Origin of the sequence: Serratia bockelmannii, from assembly GCF_051803255.1 — a bacterium.
Classification (GTDB): domain Bacteria; phylum Pseudomonadota; class Gammaproteobacteria; order Enterobacterales; family Enterobacteriaceae; genus Serratia; species Serratia bockelmannii.
Genome location: NZ_CP196512.1, coordinates 3,740,686 through 3,757,548 on the forward strand (window position 1 = coordinate 3,740,686; position 16,863 = coordinate 3,757,548).

The following is a 16,863-nucleotide window of genomic DNA, read 5'->3' on the forward strand; positions in this document are numbered from 1 at the left end:
CGTCAGTTCAGCTTTTCTTCAGCGGCTTGACCAGGTGGTCAAGCCCTTCGATTTTAATCGCCAGCGTCATCTCCATCAGCATGCCGAGCTTGCCTTTGGGGAATTCGCCCTTGCGGGCGAACCACAGCAGGTACTCTTCGGGCAGATCGATCAGCACCCGCCCTTGGTACTTGCCGAACGGCATCACGGTATTGGCGATCTCCAGCAGGTGTTCTTTTTCCATCACTCACCCAGCAAGCGGATCATCTCCGCTTCGTCGATCACGGCGATACCCAGCTCCTGCGCCTTCGCCAGCTTGGAACCGGCCGCCTCACCGGCGATCACCAGATCGGTTTTCTTCGACACGCTGCCGCTGACCTTGGCGCCCAGCGCCGTCAGGCGATCTTTGGCCTCGTCGCGCGACAGCTGGCTCAGCGAGCCGGTCAGCACCACGGTTTTGCCGGCGAACGGGCTGTCTATCTCTTCCGCCGCCACCACCACCGGCGCCGGCCAGTGGATGCCGATCTCGGCGCCCACCAGCTCGTTGATCACCTGCTGATTGAGCGCTTCATCGAGGAAATTGCGGGTGTGTTTGGCCACCACTTCGCCGACGTCCGGCACCTCTTTCAGCGCCTCGATGTCAGCGGCGAACAACTTCTCGAGCGATCCGAAATGCGCCGCCAGGTTGGCGGCGGTCGCTTCGCCGACCTCGCGAATGCCGAGCGCATACAGGAAGCGGGCGAAGGTGGTCTGTTTGGATTTCTCCAGCGCATTGACCAGGTTCTGCGCCGATTTCGGCCCCATGCGATCCAGACCGGTCAGAATGCCGGCGGACAGCCGGAACAGATCGGCCGGGTTCTTCACGTACTCCTTGTCCACCAGTTGCTCGATGATCTTGTCGCCCATGCCTTCAACGTCCAGCGCGCGGCGGGAAACGAAATGCTTCAACGCCTCTTTGCGCTGCGCGCCGCAGATAAGACCGCCGGTGCAGCGCGCCACGGCTTCGCCTTCCACGCGCTCAACGTCGGAGCCGCACACCGGGCAGTGCAGCGGGAACACCACTTCGCGCGCATCCTGCGGCCGGCGGTCTTCCAGCACCCCCACCACCTGCGGGATCACGTCGCCGGCACGGCGCACGATCACCGTATCGCCGATGCGCAGCCCCAACCGCTCAATTTCATCGGCATTGTGCAAGGTGGCATTGCTGACGGTCACCCCGGCCACCAACACCGGCTCAAGGCGGGCCACCGGCGTAATCGCGCCGGTGCGGCCAACCTGAAACTCCACTTCGCGCACCACGGTGATCTGCTCCTGGGCCGGGAATTTGAACGCCGTCGCCCAACGCGGTGCTCGCGCCACAAAGCCCAGCGTTTCCTGCAGATCGATGTCGTCAATCTTGATCACCACGCCGTCGATGTCGAAACCGAGCTGTGCGCGGTCCTGCTCGACCTGACGATAAAACGCCAGCACTTCCTCGCTGCCGGTGCGGCGCTGGGCGCGATCGCTAACCGGCAGGCCCCAGGCCTTGAACTGCATCAGGCGCTCAAAGTGGCTGCGCGGCAGCTCGCCGCCCTCCAGCAGGCCTACGCCGTAGCAGAAGAAGGTCAGCGGGCGTTTAGCGGTAATGCGCGGATCGAGCTGGCGCAGCGAACCGGCGGCGGCGTTGCGCGGATTGGCAAACACCTTGCCGTCTTTGCGCCGCGCCTCTTCGTTCATCTGTTCAAAACCGGCCTGCGGCATGAACACTTCGCCGCGCACTTCCAGCCGGCGCGGGATGTTGTCGCCGGTCAGGCGCAGCGGGATGGCGCGAATAGTGCGCACGTTGGTGGTGATGTTCTCCCCGGTGGTGCCATCGCCGCGCGTCGCCGCGCGCACCAGTTCGCCGTCTTCATACAGCAGGCTGACCGCCAGGCCATCCAGCTTCAGTTCGCAGCAGAAGGTCAGCGGATCGCTGCTTTTGAGCCTGTCCTGCACGCGCTTGTAAAACGCCAGGAAGCTTTCTTCGTCGAACACGTTGTCCAGCGACAGCATCGGCACTTCGTGACGCACCTGGTCGAACGCCGCAAGCGGCGCCGCGCCCACGCGCTGGGTCGGCGAATCGGCGGTGATCAGCTCCGGATGCGCGCTCTCGAGCTCGCGCAGCTCACGCATCAGGCGGTCATATTCCGCATCCGGCACTTCCGGCGCATCCAGCACATGATACTGGTATTCATGATGGCGCAATGTGGCTCGTAGTTGATTGATTTGTTGGATTATCGATTCCATGGCTCACCATCAAAGATAAAAAACCCCCGGCTAGCGGGGGCTTTGTTGTTACGGATGTTCAGTGCGCGCGGCAACCCGGTCAGGCGTTGTTTTCCAACACTTCACGGATACGCGCTTTGTAGGTTTCCAGCTTCTGCGGCGTCATCATGCGGCGCTCGTCGTCCAGCACCACGCCGCCCACGTCGTCGGCGATGCGCTGCGCCGACTGCAGCATCAGCTTGAAGTTCTGATTGGCGTCGCCGTAAGACGGCACCATCATGAACATCGACACGCCCGGCGTGGAGAAATCGGACATCATGTCAGGATCGAACGACCCCGGCTTGACCATGTTCGCCAGGCTGAACAGTACCGGGCCGCTGCCGGCCGGGCTGATATGGCGGTGGAAGATGCCCATCTCGCCAAACTGGAAGCCCGCCTGCAACACGCTCTGCAGCAGCACTTCGCCGCCGATCACGCCGCCCTGATGGGCCGCGACGTGCAGCACCAGCACGGTCTCTTTCAGCTTAGCCTGAATTGGCGCAGCCGCAGGCTGCGGTGCAGGTTCCGGCGCAGGCTTCACTTCCGGCGCTTGCTGCACAGGAGCCGGTTCGGCGTGGAATGCCGGTTCTGCCCCCTGCGGCGCCTCATGTTCATGCGGCAGATCGTCGACGCGCGGCTCACGGCGCACGGCCGGTTGCGGTTGCTGCGGTTCGGCCTGTTCTTCGTCCGGCGCGTAGTTGTTCAGCAGGATATCATCATATTCCGGCCGCTGAGACAGCGGAGGCGGCGTCTGATGGGCAGCCGGCTGAACGGCGTGGGGCGCTGGCGCAGCCGCCGGAGCGGGCTTCGGCGCGGCCACGGGTTCTTCGCGTGCGGCATCGAAATGGCCGAATGACGGCTCGTCTTGCGGGTGAGCGGCGCGTACGCGCACCTCACCGACGCCTTCTTCGAGATCGTCGATCGGAGTTTGTTCACGTTCCTTTTGGGAACGTTTGGCTGGGCGATCGCGGAAGAGCGCTGACCGTTCTTTGCGACTGGTCCACAGACCGTGCAATAACAGCGCTATTATGGCGATCGCGCCAACAACGATTAATATCAGACGCAAATCCTGCATCATTGCTATCTCTGTTGTTCCAATACATTGCCACCGCGGCAAACATTCACTCTTTAACTCTATTTGCCCGCGCACACAAGTGCAAGTCCGTGCTGAACTTTATGCCAATAAAGATGATTATACTGCCTTTTTCTGCTGGTTTTTCAGCCAACCCTACCCTAGCCAGTGGAAAATCATCCCTATATGATAATGATGCCTGTTCAGACAACGAGATAACTTAAGATATGTCCTATACGCAGCTCCCTTCCCGCTCGACCAGCGGCATTCACTATTTCGCCGAAGGCTGGCGCCTGATTTCGCGCCCGGGGATTAAACGCTATGTGGTCCTGCCGTTGCTGGTCAACGTGCTGCTGATGGGCTCCGCTTTCTGGTGGCTGTTCAGCCGGCTTGGCGATTGGATCCCGGCGATGATGAGCCACGTTCCCGACTGGCTGCAATGGTTGAGCTACCTGCTGTGGCCGCTGGCGGTCATTTCGGTGCTGCTGGTGTTCAGCTATCTATTCAGCACTATCACCAATCTGATCGCCGCGCCGTTCTGCGGCCTGCTGGCCGAGCAGCTCGAAGGCAGCCTGACCGGCAAACCGCTGCCGGACACCGGCCTGCTCGGCATCGCCAAAGATCTGCCGCGCATCATGGCGCGCGAATGGCGCAAGCTAATGTATTACCTGCCGCGCGCGCTGCTGCTGCTGGCGCTGTACTTCGTGCCCGGCATCGGCCAGACGGTGGCGCCGGTGCTGTGGTTCCTGTTCAGCGCCTGGATGCTGGCGATCCAGTATTGCGACTACCCGTTCGACAACCACAAGGTGAGCTTTGCCGACATGCGCCGCGCACTGCGCCAGCACAAAACCGACAATCTGCAGTTCGGCGCGCTGGTCAGCCTGTTCACCATGATCCCCATCCTCAACCTGGTGATCCTGCCGGTCGCCGTCTGCGGCGCCACCGCGATGTGGGTCGATCGCTACCGCTCGCAATTCGTTCGATAACCGCCGTTTTTTACCGCCGATAGCGCGGGAATTTTCGACAGGGCGCGCATTTCGCGCCCTTATCATTGTGCTTAAAACTTATTTCCTAATAACATATAGATATACCAATTCTTTACTTCCCTGCCGGTACTGTTAGCGTATGCTTTCGATGTTCCCCACATTTTCATAGAGTTAAAGGACGGGCTATGAGCAAGATATATGAAGACAACTCATTAACAATCGGCCATACGCCGCTGGTTCGTCTGAACCGTATCGGCAACGGACGCATTCTGGCCAAGGTTGAATCACGCAACCCGAGCTTCAGCGTCAAATGCCGCATCGGTGCCAATATGATTTGGGATGCGGAACAACGCGGCGTGCTGACCGCCGGCAAGGAACTGGTGGAGCCGACCAGCGGCAACACCGGCATCGCGCTGGCCTTCGTCGCCGCTGCGCGCGGTTACAAGCTGACGCTGACCATGCCGGAAACCATGAGCATCGAGCGCCGCAAGCTGCTCAAGGCGCTGGGCGCCAATCTGGTGCTGACCGAAGGGGCGAAAGGCATGAAAGGCGCCATCGCCAAAGCCGAAGAGATCGTCGCCACCGATCCGAACCGTTACCTGATCCTGCAGCAGTTCAGCAACCCGGCCAACCCGGCCATCCATGAAAAAACCACCGGCCCAGAAATCTGGGAAGACACCGATGGGGAAGTCGACGTGTTCATCTCCGGCGTCGGCACCGGCGGCACATTGACCGGCGTCAGCCGCTACATCAAGAACACCAAAGGCAAGGCCATCACCACCGTGGCGGTCGAGCCGACCGACTCGCCGGTCATCAGCCAGGCGCTGGCCGGTGAAGAGCTGAAACCGGGCCCGCACAAGATCCAGGGCATCGGCGCCGGCTTCATTCCGGGCAACCTCGATCTTGACCTGGTGGATCGCGTCGAGAAAGTCTCCAACGACGAAGCCATCAGCATGGCGCGTCGTCTGATGGACGAAGAAGGCATCCTGGCGGGCATCTCCTCCGGCGCAGCGGTCGCGGCGGCGGTGAAACTGGCCGAAGAACCGGCGTTCGCCGACAAGACTATCGTGGTCATCCTGCCCTCTTCCGGCGAACGTTATCTCAGCACCGCGCTGTTCGCCGATCTGTTCACCGAGCAGGAATTGCAGCAGTAATTCCGCAACTGCACAAATCGCTAAAAAAGCACCCTGCGGGGTGCTTTTTTGTGGACTGGATCAAACTTTATAGCAGTCCAAGATTGCTTTTGCCCGTCGCCTTTAGTATTTAACGTTGCATTATTTCGATGCGCAAAATTAATCACTCTCCGAGCACGGTCAAGGCTGAATCGATTTACTCATCTGTCGCCGACGCGGCGAATCGGGCATAATGGGGAGCGGATTGGAACGACGTCTAAAGCCGAGTTTTTTGATCTGAAGTGCCTAACGCGTCGTTTTCTGTTGCATCAACGTTCGCCCCTGTCCATAGTCAGGCGCTATAACCAGACAAGTTAAAGTCAGGCCCCTGGGCTAAACTTTAACTCCACAACATTAATCCAATAAGTTGGGGAAACATCAATGTTCCAGCAAGAAGTTACTATTACCGCTCCGAATGGTCTGCATACTCGCCCTGCCGCTCAGTTCGTTAAAGAAGCCAAAGGCTTCACGTCTGACATCACCGTGACCTCCAACGGCAAAAGCGCCAGCGCTAAAAGCCTGTTCAAACTGCAAACTCTGGGGCTGACTCAAGGGACCGTAGTGACCATCTCAGCTGAAGGTGAAGACGAGCAGAAAGCCGTTGAGCACTTGGTAAAACTGATGGCAGAGCTTGAGTAATCGGCCCGTCTTTTTAGTTAACACCAGTCAAGAGTAAGGTAGGGTTATGATTTCAGGCATTTTAGTATCACCGGGCATCGCTTTTGGTAAGGCTCTCTTGCTGAAAGAAGACGACATCGTCATCAACCGGAAAAAAATCTCTGCTGATCAAGTAGAGCAGGAAGTCTCGCGTTTTCTGGCCGGCCGCGCGAAAGCGTCCGAACAGCTGGAAGCGATCAAGACCAAAGCTGGCGAAACCTTCGGCGAAGAGAAGGAAGCTATCTTCGAAGGCCACATCATGTTGCTGGAAGACGAAGAGCTTGAGCAGGAAATCATAGCCCTAATCAAAGACGATCTGGCCTCCGCAGACGCCGCCGCCTACACCGTGATCGAAGGTCAGGCAAAAGCGTTGGAAGAGCTGGACGACGAATACCTGAAAGAACGCGCCGCCGACGTGCGCGACATCGGCAAACGCCTGCTGCAAAACATTCTGGGCATGCCGATCGTCGATCTGGGCTCCATTCAGGACGAAGTGATCCTGGTGGCCACCGATCTGACCCCGTCCGAGACCGCGCAGCTGAACCTGGACAAAGTGCTGGGCTTCATTACCGATCTCGGCGGCCGCACCTCCCACACCTCTATCATGGCGCGCTCCCTGGAGCTGCCGGCGATCGTCGGTACCAGCGACGTGACCAAGCAGGTGAAAAACGACGACTACCTGATTCTGGATGCGGTTAACAACAAAATTTACGTTAACCCGACCGCTGACGTTATCGATCAGCTGAAAGCCGCCCAGAACCAATACATCACCGAGAAAAACGATCTGGCCAAGCTGAAGGACCTGCCGGCGATTACGCTGGACGGCCATCAGGTTGAAGTCTGCGCCAACATCGGCACCGTGCGCGACGTCGCGGGTGCAGAGCGCAACGGCGCGGAAGGCGTCGGCCTGTATCGTACCGAATTCCTGTTCATGGACCGTGACTCGCTGCCGACCGAAGACGAGCAGTTCCAGGCTTATAAAGCCGTGGCGGAAGCCATGGGCTCGCAGGCCGTGATCGTCCGCACCATGGACATCGGCGGCGACAAAGACCTGCCGTACATGAACCTGCCGAAGGAAGAGAACCCGTTCCTCGGCTGGCGCGCCATCCGCATCGCGATGGACCGCCGTGAAATCCTGCACGCCCAGCTGCGCGCCATCCTGCGCGCCTCGGCGTTCGGCAAACTGCGCATCATGTTCCCGATGATCATCTCCGTGGAAGAAGTGCGCGATCTGAAAGGCGAAATCGAGACGCTGAAGGCGCAGCTGCGCGAAGAAGGCAAGGCGTTTGACGAGAGCATCGAGGTGGGCGTGATGGTGGAAACACCGGCTGCGGCGGTCATCGCTCACCACCTGGCGAAAGAAGTCGACTTCTTTAGTATTGGGACAAACGATCTAACCCAGTATACTCTGGCGGTAGATCGCGGCAACGAGCTGATTTCTCATCTCTATAACCCGATGTCCCCATCAGTACTTAGCCTGATCAAACAGGTTATTGATGCATCTCACGCAGAAGGCAAGTGGACCGGCATGTGCGGCGAACTGGCTGGCGATGAGCGTGCTACACTGTTGTTATTGGGCATGGGGCTGGATGAGTTCAGCATGAGTGCGATTTCAATCCCGCGCATCAAGAAAATTATTCGTAACACGAATTTCGAAGATGTGAAGGCGTTGGCAGCGCAGGCCTTGGCACAGCCAACGGCACAAGACCTGATGAATTGCGTCAATAAATTCATCGAAGAAAAAACGCTCTGCTAAACTTCCACGACACTGGAACGCCGCCCAATTTAATGCTTAGGAGAAGATCATGGGTTTGTTCGATAAACTGAAATCTCTGGTTTCTGATGACAAGAAAGACACGGGCACTATCGAGATCGTCGCTCCCCTTTCTGGCGAAATCGTCAATATCGAAGATGTGCCGGACGTAGTGTTCGCTGAAAAAATCGTTGGCGACGGTATCGCCATCAAACCGGCCGGTAACAAAATGGTTGCTCCGGTTGACGGCACCATCGGTAAGATTTTCGAAACCAACCATGCATTCTCTATCGAATCCGACAGCGGCATTGAGCTGTTCGTCCACTTCGGCATCGATACCGTAGAACTGAAAGGCGAAGGCTTCAAACGCATCGCCGAAGAAGGTCAGCGCGTCAAGAAAGGTGACGTGGTTATCGAGTTCAACCTGCCACTGCTGGAAGAGAAAGCCAAGTCTACCCTGACGCCGGTCGTTATCTCCAACATGGACGAGATCAAAGAGCTGGTCAAACTGTCCGGCAGCGTGACCGTTGGCGAAACCCCGATCATCCGCATCAAGAAGTAAGCGCGGATGAGCAAGAAAAACGGCGCCCTCGGCGCCGTTTTTTTATCCCCTTCGTCGTATCCCAATCTCACTACGTTATGACGACCAGCGCGGGATACGCAGGGTAATGACCAGCCCCTCTCTGTCGCCGTTGCGCGCCTCAACCTGGCCGCCGTGCGCCAATACCACCTTGCGGGTAATCGCCAGCCCCAAGCCGTAACCCTTGCCCGACTGCGCCGACTTCACACGCACGAACGGATCGAAGATGCTCGACAGCTTCGCCTCTTCGACCCCCGGCCCCTGATCGCTGACGGCGATCTGGAACTGGTTATCGACGCGCGACAGCGCCACCGTCACCCGCTGGCCGTGGCTGGAAAAGCGCAGCGCATTGCGCACGATGTTGTCCACCGCTCGCCGCATCAGCTCCGCATTGCCCTTGACGGTATACTCCACGTCCGACTCGGCCTGCAGCACGATATCCACGCCGGGCACCTGCGCCTCGTAGCGTGCATCACTCACCACCGCGTCCACCAGGCCGTACAGATCGAAGTACTCCTCGTCCGGCAGGCTACTGTGTTCGGTACGCGACAACGCCAGCAGCTCGCCGATCATTTTGTCCAGCCGCCCCGACTCGTGTTCGATACGTTTGAGCGAGGCTTCGACGTTACCGGCATTCTGCCGCGCCAGGCCAATCGCCAGCTGCAGGCGCGCCAGCGGTGAACGCAGCTCGTGCGAAACGTCATGAAGTAACTGCTCGCGGGCGCTAACCAGCAGTTCCAGCCGCTCGGCCATGGTGTCGAAATCGCGCGCCACGTCGGACAGCTCGTCATGGCGGCGTCGCATGTTCGGGAACAGCCGCACCGACAGATCGCCCTGCGCCACCCGATCCAGGCCGCCGCGCAGCTGACGCATCGGCCGGGTCAGATTCCAGGCCAGCACGGCGCTGAACAGCAAACCGCCCAGCCCGCCGACCCACAGCATCGGCGCAGGAATGTTGAAGAAGTGGGAACGCCGCTCCGGCCGATACTCTTCCCGCAGCCCGCGCACGTCATAGCTCAGCCAGTAACCTTGCCCTTCCCCGGTCTGCACCCAGGCGGAAATCGCTTTCGGCATACGACGCCCTTCAAACACCGGTTCTTCCGGCGCGGGCGGCGGCGGTTGGGTCATCGGCGTAACCGACAGCAGACGCCTGTCGTCCTCGGGCCAGTCGCGCATCAGGGCTTCCAGCGCCGGCATACCGCCGCTGCGCAACTGGGTGGCGGCGGAGGTCAGTTGCAGGCCAATGACCCGCCGCGCCATGGCGTTCTCCGGCGGCACATAACGATCGCCATAAAGAGAAAACGCCACCCACAGCGCCTGCGTCATGATGAGGAAGGTCAACCAAAAGCCGAGTAAAATTTTCCAGAACAGTCTTCCGCGCATATCAGGTTACCGGATGCGATAGCCGATGCTGCGCACCGTCTCGATGCTGAGCTTACTGCCGGCCAACGCGCTCAGCTTCTGGCGAATATTGCTGATGTGCACGTCCACGCTGCGGTCATAGGCCTCACGCGGGCGCCCCAGCCCCTTCTCGGACAGCTCGTCCTTCGACACCACGCGATCCGGCGCGCGCAGCAACAGCTCCAACAGATTGAATTCCGAAGCGGTCAGATCAAACGCCTTACCGCGCCATTCGCTGCTGCGGGTTGAAGGGTTCAGCGTCAGCTCGCCGAAGCTGATGGCGGCTTCGTCGTCCGCCTCTTGCGGCCGCTCTTCGAAACGGCGCAGCACCGCGCGCAGACGCGCCACCAATTCGCGCGGGTAGCACGGTTTGGGCATGTAATCGTCAGCGCCCATCTCCAGGCCAATCACCCGATCGATGTTGTCGCCTTTGGCGGTCAGCATGATGATCGGCAGCCGGCTCTTTTTACGCACATCGCGCAGCACGTCGATGCCGCTCATGTCCGGCAGCATGATGTCGAGGATCATCGCGGTATAGTCGCCCGACAGCGCGCCCTCTACCCCCGCCTTGCCCGTCAGCACTAGCGTGGCATCGAAGCCTTCGCCGGTCAGGTATTCGCTCAGCATGGTGCCAAGCTCCAGGTCATCGTCGACCAGTAAAATTTTCATGCCTTGCTCCTTCACCGATTTTCGTTATTTTCCCGCCAATTCCGCCGGCCCGCAGCCGGTTTTACTCAATCCTTACACATCGCTCTTTGCGTCTCGCCACCGTTATTGTGGCCGCTGCCGCGCAATTTCTCTACTTCAGTCATGGCATTGGCGCACGAGCAAGCGGCAGCTACCACGCAAGCGGGGCTGCCGTCTGTCGAAAGGAAAGGGGGAAAGATTCTCCCGACGGAACACACCGCCGGGAAGGAGCGATCAGTCGAACACGCCGGTAGAGAGGTAACGGTCGCCGCGATCGCAAACGATCGCCACCACGACGCTGCCAGGGTGGGCCGCCGCGATGCGCAAGGCGCCGGCTACCGCACCGCCGGAGCTGACGCCGCAGAAAATGCCTTCACGCTGCGCCAACTGGCGCATGGTCTGCTCGGCATCGCCCTGTTCGATATCCAACACCTGATCCACCAGCTCCGGGCGGAAAATCCCCGGCAGGTAAGCAGGCGACCAACGGCGAATGCCGGGGATGCTACTGCCCTCCGCCGGCTGCAGGCCGACGATCTGCACCTGCGGATTCTGGCTCTTCAGGTAACCGCCCACGCCGGTAATGGTGCCGGTGGTGCCCATGCTGGAAACGAAGTGCGTGATGCGCCCTTCGGTCTGGCGCCAGATCTCCGGGCCGGTGGTGGTGAAGTGGGCATAAGGATTGTCGAGATTGTTAAACTGATCCAGCACCTTGCCCTGCCCCTGGCGCTGCATCTCCAACGCCAGATCGCGCGCCCCTTCCATCCCCTGCTCACGGCTGACCAGGATCAGTTCCGCACCGTAGGCGCGCATCGCCGCCTGCCGTTCCAGGCTCATGTTCTCCGGCATCAGCAGCTTCAGCGTATAGCCTTTCAATGCAGCGATCATCGCCAGTGCAATGCCGGTGTTGCCGCTGGTAGCCTCGATCAGCACGTCGCCGGGCTTGATCTCCCCGCGCAGCTCCGCCTGCTGGATCATCGCCAACGCGGCGCGATCCTTCACCGATCCCGCCGGGTTATTGCCTTCCAGTTTGACCCATACTTCGCTGCCCGCCTGGGCGGCCAGCCGTTGCAGTTTTACCAGCGGGGTATTCCCGATGCATTGTTCGAGCGTTGTCACGATCTTTGCCTGTGTGTTGGTGTGCGTAAAGTAAAAAGGCAACCCTGGGGTTGCCTTGAAAAAAAGGGCTGTTAAAACCTATCAGGCGCTTTTGGCTAACGCAACAGGTTGCAGCAGTTGATCGCCGGCATACAGCCGCGCATTGAGGCTGCCGACGTAATAACGGCCGCCGCGCACCGGCGTGGCGTTGCCTTCCGGCAGCACTATGCTTATCGGTTCCTGATGCCAGCCGATCGGCTGCACCGTCAGCTGCCAGAAATGGCCGCGCGGGCTGACTTCCAGCACCTGAACCGGCAGCGGGCAACGTTCGCTGCTTTCGGTCGCCACTTCCATTTCCCACGGGCGCAGGAACAGATCGACGCTGCCCTGGTGCATCGGCTGGAACGACAGCGGCCACTGATGCGCACCGACGAACAGCTGGGAGCCGCGAATTTCGCCGTTCAGGCGGTTCACTTCCCCCATGAATTCCAGCACGAAGCGGCTGGCCGGCTCGCGCATAATCTCCTCCGGCGAGCCAACCTGTTCGATATTACCCTGGCTCATCACCACGATGCGGTCGGCCACTTCCATCGCTTCTTCCTGATCGTGGGTGACGAATACGCTGGTGAACTTCAGCTCTTCGTGCAGTTGGCGCAGCCAGCGACGCAGCTCTTTACGCACCTGCGCATCCAGCGCGCCAAACGGCTCGTCCAGCAGCAGAATTTGCGGTTCCACCGCCAGGGCGCGCGCCAGCGCCACGCGCTGTTTCTGGCCGCCGGACAGCTGCGACGGGTAGCGATTGGCCAAATGGCCAAGCTGCACCATGTCCAGCAACTGAGTGACTTTCTGTTTGATCGCCGCGGCGTTCGGCCGCTCGCGGCGTGGCAGCACGGTCAGGCCGAAGGCGATGTTGTCGAACACCGTCATGTGGCGGAACAGCGCATAGTGCTGAAACACGAAACCCACGCGCCTGTCGCGTGCATGCATGTGGCTGACGTCGGTGCCGTGGAAGCCCAGCTTGCCGCCGCTCTGGCTTTCCAGCCCGGCGATGATGCGCAGCAGCGTGGTCTTGCCGGAACCGGACGGCCCGAGCAGCGCCACCATCTCGCCGGAAGCAATATCGAGCGAGATATCGTTCAATACCTTGGTGCGACCGAAGTACTTGTTGATGCCGTTAATCTCAATGCTCATGATTTTCCTCCCGCTCGAGACGCGCGTTTTGACGTTCCAGACGCCACTGCAGCGCACTCTTCAAAAATAGGGTAACGATCGCCATCAGGGTCAACAGCGCGGCAGCGGTAAAGGAACCGACGGTGTTGTAATCCTGCTGCAACAGCTCGACCTGCAGCGGCAGACTGTAGGTTTCTCCGCGAATCGAACCGGACACCACCGACACCGCGCCGAACTCGCCGATGGCGCGTGCGTTGGTCAGCACCACGCCATACAGCAGCGCCCAGCGAATATTGGGCAGCGTCACGCGGCAGAACATCTGCCAGCCGGACGCCCCCAGCAGAATGGCGGCCTCGTCTTCCTGGCTGCCCTGGCTGAGCATCATCGGCACCAGCTCGCGCACCACGAAGGGACAGGTGACGAAAATAGTCACCAACACCATGCCCGGCCAGGAGAACATGATCTGGATGTTATGCGCATCCAGCCAGCCGCCCAGCAGGCCGTTGCTGCCGTAAAACAGCAGGTAAATCAGCCCCGCCACCACCGGTGAAACGGCGAACGGGATATCGATCAGCGTCAGCAGCAGCTGGCGGCCGGGGAAGGTGAAACGCGTCACCAGCCACGCCAGCAACGTGCCGAACACCAGGTTAAACGGCACGGTAATCAGCGCGATCAAGACCGTCAGCCAAATGGCGTGCAGCATGTCCGGATCGAGCAAGTTGCTCCACATCGAGCCGAATCCTTTGGAAAAGGCCTCGGCGAAAATCGACATCATCGGCACCACCAGCAGCAGCACCGAGAACAGCGTTCCGATGGCGATCAGCGTCCACTTGCCCCAGTTAACGCGTGGGCGCTCGGCGCCGTTGAAGGCGGAAACATCAGCCATCAGTGCCCTCCTACCAAACGTCTGCCGAAGCGGCTTTGCAATACGTTAATGCTGAACAGCAGCAGCAGCGACGCCGCCAGGATCACCGAGGCGATGGCGCTGGCCGCCGGGTAATCGAACTCCTGCAAACGCACAAAAATCATCAGCGAGGTCACTTCCGTCTTCCAGGCGATGTTGCCGGCGATGAAAATCACCGCGCCGAACTCGCCCAGGCTACGGGTAAAGGAGATGGCGGTGCCGGCCAGCAGTGCCGGCGCCACCTCGGGCAGCACCACGCGGCGAAAACTCTGCCAGCGCGTGGCGCCCAGCGTCTCGGCCGCCTCTTCGTATTCCGGCCCCAGCTCTTCCAGCACCGGCTGCACGGTGCGCACCACAAACGGCAGGCTGGTGAACGCCATCGCTACCGCGATCCCGAGCCAGGTAAAGGTAACCTTGATGTCGAAGTGCGCCAGCCACTGACCGTACCAGCCGGTGGTAGAAAACAGCCCCGCCAGCGTCAGGCCGGCCACCGCCGTCGGCAGCGCGAACGGCAGATCGATCAGGCCATCCAGCAGCGAACGGCCGGGAAAACGGTAGCGCGTCAGGATCCAGGCCATCAGCATGCCGAACACCGCATTGAACAGGCTGGCAACGCCGGCCGCCAGCAGCGTCACTTTATACGCCGCCACCACCTGCGGGTTGGCTATCACTTCCCAATATTGCGCCAGGCTCATCTGCGCCAGCTGCATCACCAACGCACTGAGCGGCAGCAGCAGGATCAAACAGGTATAAAACAGGCTGCTGCCGAGGCTGAGGCCAAATCCGGGCAGCACCCGCTTACTGGACGACAACGCCAACATTTACTTGCGCCCTGCCGCTAACAGCTGATCCAGCTCGCCGCCGGTGGCGAAATGGGTTTTCATCACCTGCGGCCAGCCGCCAAATTGATCTTCCACCCGGAACAGTTGGGTGTCCGGGAATTGCCCCTTGGCCGCCGCCATCGCTTTCTGGTCATACACGCGGTAGTAGAAGCTGGTGATCACCTGCTGCGCCGCCGGGCTGTAGAGATAGTTCAGATAGGCTTTGGCCGCCTGTTCGGTGCCGTTGCGCTCGACGTTTTTGTCGACCCAGGCCACCGGGAACTCCGCCAGAATATCGACCGGCGGCACGATCACTTCGTACTTGTCTTCACCGTATTGCTTGCGGATGTTGTTCACTTCGGACTCGAAGCTGATCAGCACGTCGCCCAAACCGCGCTCGACGAAGGTGGTGGTCGCGCCGCGGCCGCCGGTATCGAACACCAGCACGTTCTTCAGGAAACGGGTCATGAAGGCGCGAGTCTTGGCCGCATCATTGCCGTCGGCCTGGCTGGCGGCGCCCCAGGCGGCCAGATAGGTGTAACGGCCGTTGCCGGAGGTTTTCGGGTTCGGGAACACCAGTTTCACGTCGTCACGCACCAGATCGTTCCAGGTGTGGATGCCCTTCGGGTTGTCCTTGCGCACCAGAAACGCCATGGTGGAATAGAACGGCGAGCTGTTGTTCGGCAGGCGCGACTGCCAGTCCGCCGGGATCAGCTGCCCGCGATCGTGCAGGATCTGTACGTCGGTGACCTGGTTGTAAGTCACCACGTCAGCACGCAGGCCCTGCAGGATCGCCAGCGCCTGCTTCGACGAGCCGGCGTGCGATTGTTTGATGGTCAGCTTGTCGTTCGGATGCTGTTGATTCCACTGCTGTTCAAAGCCGGGATTCAGCGCGACGAACAATTCACGGGAAACGTCATAAGAGCTGTTCAGCAATTCCGCCGCCGACGCAGCACCGCTCGCCAACAGCGCAGCCGCCAGCCAACCTTTCAGCACGAGATTTTTAACCCGGTTTTGTTTCATTCTGCACCTTATCACTGAGTCATTCCTTCAGGCTTTCGCCTTATTGACGACCAGTGTATTTATAACTCGGTGCGGAGCTGTAACGCTTTTATATACCGTTTGGTGATTTACAAGCATCAAACGCTATAAGGCAGGGAATGCGAGGCGTTTTCGGGACGGAAAAACGGGCCGAAGCCGGGCGCACCGGCTTCGGCAACGGCGTCAAAGTGACAGCAGGCGCGTTAGCGATGGCGCAAAGTAGTAGCTGCCGGTGACCGCACGGCTGAAACGCAGCATCGCGTCGCGTTTGCCGTCCAGATCGCCGAACATGCTTAGCAGCTGCTGCTCGATATTGTGCAGGCGCGCGCAATAGGCAATGAAGAACAGGCCGTGCTTGCCGCTGGCGGTGCCGTAAGGCAAGCTCTGGCGCAGAATTTTCAGGCCGTTGCCATTCTCTTTCAGATCGACGCGGCTGACATGGGAGGTATCCGGGCGCTGATCCGCAGGCAGTTCTTCGCTGTCGTGCTTGGTGCGGCCGATGATCTGCTCCTGCTGCTCGGTGGTAAAGCGCTGCCACTGGCGCAGGTTGTGCTCGTAACGTTGCACCAGCACGTAGCTGCCGCCTGCGTCCTCTTCGCCTTCGGCGATCGTCGCCACTGCCGGGCGCTGATCGCCCTGCGGGTTTTCGGTGCCGTCGATGAAGCCGCTCAGATCGCGCTCTTCCACCCAACGGAAACCGTGGGTTTCTTCTTCAATTTTGATGACGTTGCCGAACGCTGCCAGCGCGGCCTGCGCCAGCGTGAAGTTGACGTCGTGACGCAGCGACTGGATGTGGATCAGCATATCGCGTTGGGTGGCCGGCGCCAGCCCTTTGCCGAGCGGCGTGAACGGCTTCAGCTCTTTCGCCCCCTGGCCGCTGGAGAGATCGTGCCAAACGTCGTAGCCGAAAGCGATCACCGCGCCAAGGCGCGCATCGGGGAACTGCTGCTGCAGCTCGCTCAGCGTCTGACAAAACTGCTTGCAGCCCTGGCGCAAGTCGGCGAATTCGCCCTGTACGCTGGCTTCCATAAAAATGGCGAAACGGCAGTGCTCCAGCAAAATGCCGCTCTGAACCTGTGTCATGTTGTTATCCTCGATACCAGAATCCGGCAACAGGTAAGGTATGGCGGTTGACGCGCGGGTTCCCTGTTACAAACGCGCGCTATCATACCGCAAGCACGGGCGATTGCCTTGCAGCAGCGCAAAGAAAATAGGGGTAATGGCTTGAAAAGGCAGGCGCCGTGAACCGGCGCCCGTTGAAC

The 16,863-nt window shown here is 60.0% G+C and carries 16 protein-coding genes; 5 read left to right on the forward strand and 11 right to left on the reverse strand.

Translation table 11 applies throughout. From position 1 onward, the window contains the following. Nucleotides 1-7 precede the first annotated feature (7 nt). The 3 genes from ACSJLU_RS17860 to zipA all read right to left on the reverse strand — a co-directional run bounded on the left by ACSJLU_RS17860 (nucleotide 8) and on the right by zipA (nucleotide 3,340). On the reverse strand, nucleotides 8-223 hold the full coding sequence (locus ACSJLU_RS17860; RefSeq protein WP_127146823.1) for a DUF3820 family protein: 216 nt from the start codon (nucleotides 221-223) through the stop codon (nucleotides 8-10). Next, nucleotides 223-2,244 carry an NAD-dependent DNA ligase LigA gene (ligA, locus tag ACSJLU_RS17865; RefSeq protein ID WP_025303779.1) on the reverse strand — a complete coding sequence of 674 codons (2,022 nt, stop codon included), beginning with the start codon at nucleotides 2,242-2,244 and terminating at the stop codon, nucleotides 223-225. Before ligA ends, ACSJLU_RS17860 begins: the two co-directional genes overlap by 1 nt. A gap of 79 nt (nucleotides 2,245-2,323) precedes the next feature. Next, nucleotides 2,324-3,340 carry a cell division protein ZipA gene (zipA, locus tag ACSJLU_RS17870; RefSeq protein WP_043140339.1) on the reverse strand — a complete coding sequence of 339 codons (1,017 nt, stop codon included), beginning with the start codon at nucleotides 3,338-3,340 and terminating at the stop codon, nucleotides 2,324-2,326. Between the two features lie 221 nt (nucleotides 3,341-3,561). Between zipA and cysZ the strand changes: the two genes are divergently transcribed. The 5 genes from cysZ (at nucleotide 3,562) to crr (ending at nucleotide 8,464) form a co-directional block, all read left to right on the forward strand. Then, the gene (gene cysZ, locus ACSJLU_RS17875) at nucleotides 3,562-4,320 is read left to right on the forward strand and encodes a sulfate transporter CysZ (protein WP_197770170.1); all 759 of its coding nucleotides are present in this window, start codon (nucleotides 3,562-3,564) and stop codon (nucleotides 4,318-4,320) included. Between the two features lie 185 nt (nucleotides 4,321-4,505). Next, on the forward strand, nucleotides 4,506-5,474 hold the full coding sequence (gene cysK, locus ACSJLU_RS17880) for a cysteine synthase A (RefSeq protein WP_004936453.1): 969 nt from the start codon (nucleotides 4,506-4,508) through the stop codon (nucleotides 5,472-5,474). Between the two features lie 399 nt (nucleotides 5,475-5,873). After that, nucleotides 5,874-6,131, forward strand: coding sequence for a phosphocarrier protein Hpr (gene ptsH / locus ACSJLU_RS17885; protein WP_004936458.1), 258 nt, complete (start codon nucleotides 5,874-5,876; stop codon nucleotides 6,129-6,131). Between the two features lie 46 nt (nucleotides 6,132-6,177). Next, a complete protein-coding gene (gene ptsI / locus ACSJLU_RS17890) occupies nucleotides 6,178-7,905 on the forward strand; it encodes a phosphoenolpyruvate-protein phosphotransferase PtsI (protein WP_025303782.1) in 1,728 nt (575 codons plus the stop codon). A 49-nt stretch (nucleotides 7,906-7,954) separates the two neighbouring features. Further along, nucleotides 7,955-8,464, forward strand: coding sequence for a PTS glucose transporter subunit IIA (crr, locus tag ACSJLU_RS17895; protein WP_380825971.1), 510 nt, complete (start codon nucleotides 7,955-7,957; stop codon nucleotides 8,462-8,464). 75 nt (nucleotides 8,465-8,539) lie between these two features. On the opposite strand, the gene ACSJLU_RS17900 is transcribed toward crr, so the two are convergent. The 8 genes from ACSJLU_RS17900 to ACSJLU_RS17935 form a co-directional block, all read right to left on the reverse strand. Next, on the reverse strand, nucleotides 8,540-9,865 hold the full coding sequence (locus ACSJLU_RS17900; RefSeq protein WP_025303783.1) for an ATP-binding protein: 1,326 nt from the start codon (nucleotides 9,863-9,865) through the stop codon (nucleotides 8,540-8,542). Between the two features lie 6 nt (nucleotides 9,866-9,871). Further along, the gene (locus ACSJLU_RS17905) at nucleotides 9,872-10,552 is read right to left on the reverse strand and encodes a response regulator transcription factor (RefSeq protein ID WP_025303784.1); all 681 of its coding nucleotides are present in this window, start codon (nucleotides 10,550-10,552) and stop codon (nucleotides 9,872-9,874) included. A 252-nt stretch (nucleotides 10,553-10,804) separates the two neighbouring features. Further along, on the reverse strand, nucleotides 10,805-11,686 hold the full coding sequence (gene cysM / locus ACSJLU_RS17910; RefSeq protein ID WP_025303785.1) for a cysteine synthase CysM: 882 nt from the start codon (nucleotides 11,684-11,686) through the stop codon (nucleotides 10,805-10,807). An 81-nt stretch (nucleotides 11,687-11,767) separates the two neighbouring features. Then, the gene (cysA, locus tag ACSJLU_RS17915; protein WP_025303786.1) at nucleotides 11,768-12,856 is read right to left on the reverse strand and encodes a sulfate/thiosulfate ABC transporter ATP-binding protein CysA; all 1,089 of its coding nucleotides are present in this window, start codon (nucleotides 12,854-12,856) and stop codon (nucleotides 11,768-11,770) included. Then, nucleotides 12,846-13,721 (reverse strand): sulfate/thiosulfate ABC transporter permease CysW, encoded by an 876-nt coding sequence (cysW, locus tag ACSJLU_RS17920; protein WP_380825975.1) that lies wholly within the window; start codon nucleotides 13,719-13,721, stop codon nucleotides 12,846-12,848. Before cysW ends, cysA begins: the two co-directional genes overlap by 11 nt. Then, nucleotides 13,721-14,560, reverse strand: coding sequence for a sulfate/thiosulfate ABC transporter permease CysT (cysT, locus tag ACSJLU_RS17925; RefSeq protein ID WP_380825977.1), 840 nt, complete (start codon nucleotides 14,558-14,560; stop codon nucleotides 13,721-13,723). Before cysT ends, cysW begins: the two co-directional genes overlap by 1 nt. Beyond that, nucleotides 14,561-15,583, reverse strand: a complete 1,023-nt coding sequence (locus ACSJLU_RS17930) for a sulfate ABC transporter substrate-binding protein (protein WP_049205389.1) — start codon at nucleotides 15,581-15,583, stop codon at nucleotides 14,561-14,563. It abuts the gene before it with no gap. Between the two features lie 201 nt (nucleotides 15,584-15,784). Beyond that, nucleotides 15,785-16,684 carry a Dyp-type peroxidase gene (locus ACSJLU_RS17935; protein WP_043140353.1) on the reverse strand — a complete coding sequence of 300 codons (900 nt, stop codon included), beginning with the start codon at nucleotides 16,682-16,684 and terminating at the stop codon, nucleotides 15,785-15,787. Nucleotides 16,685-16,863 lie beyond the last annotated feature (179 nt).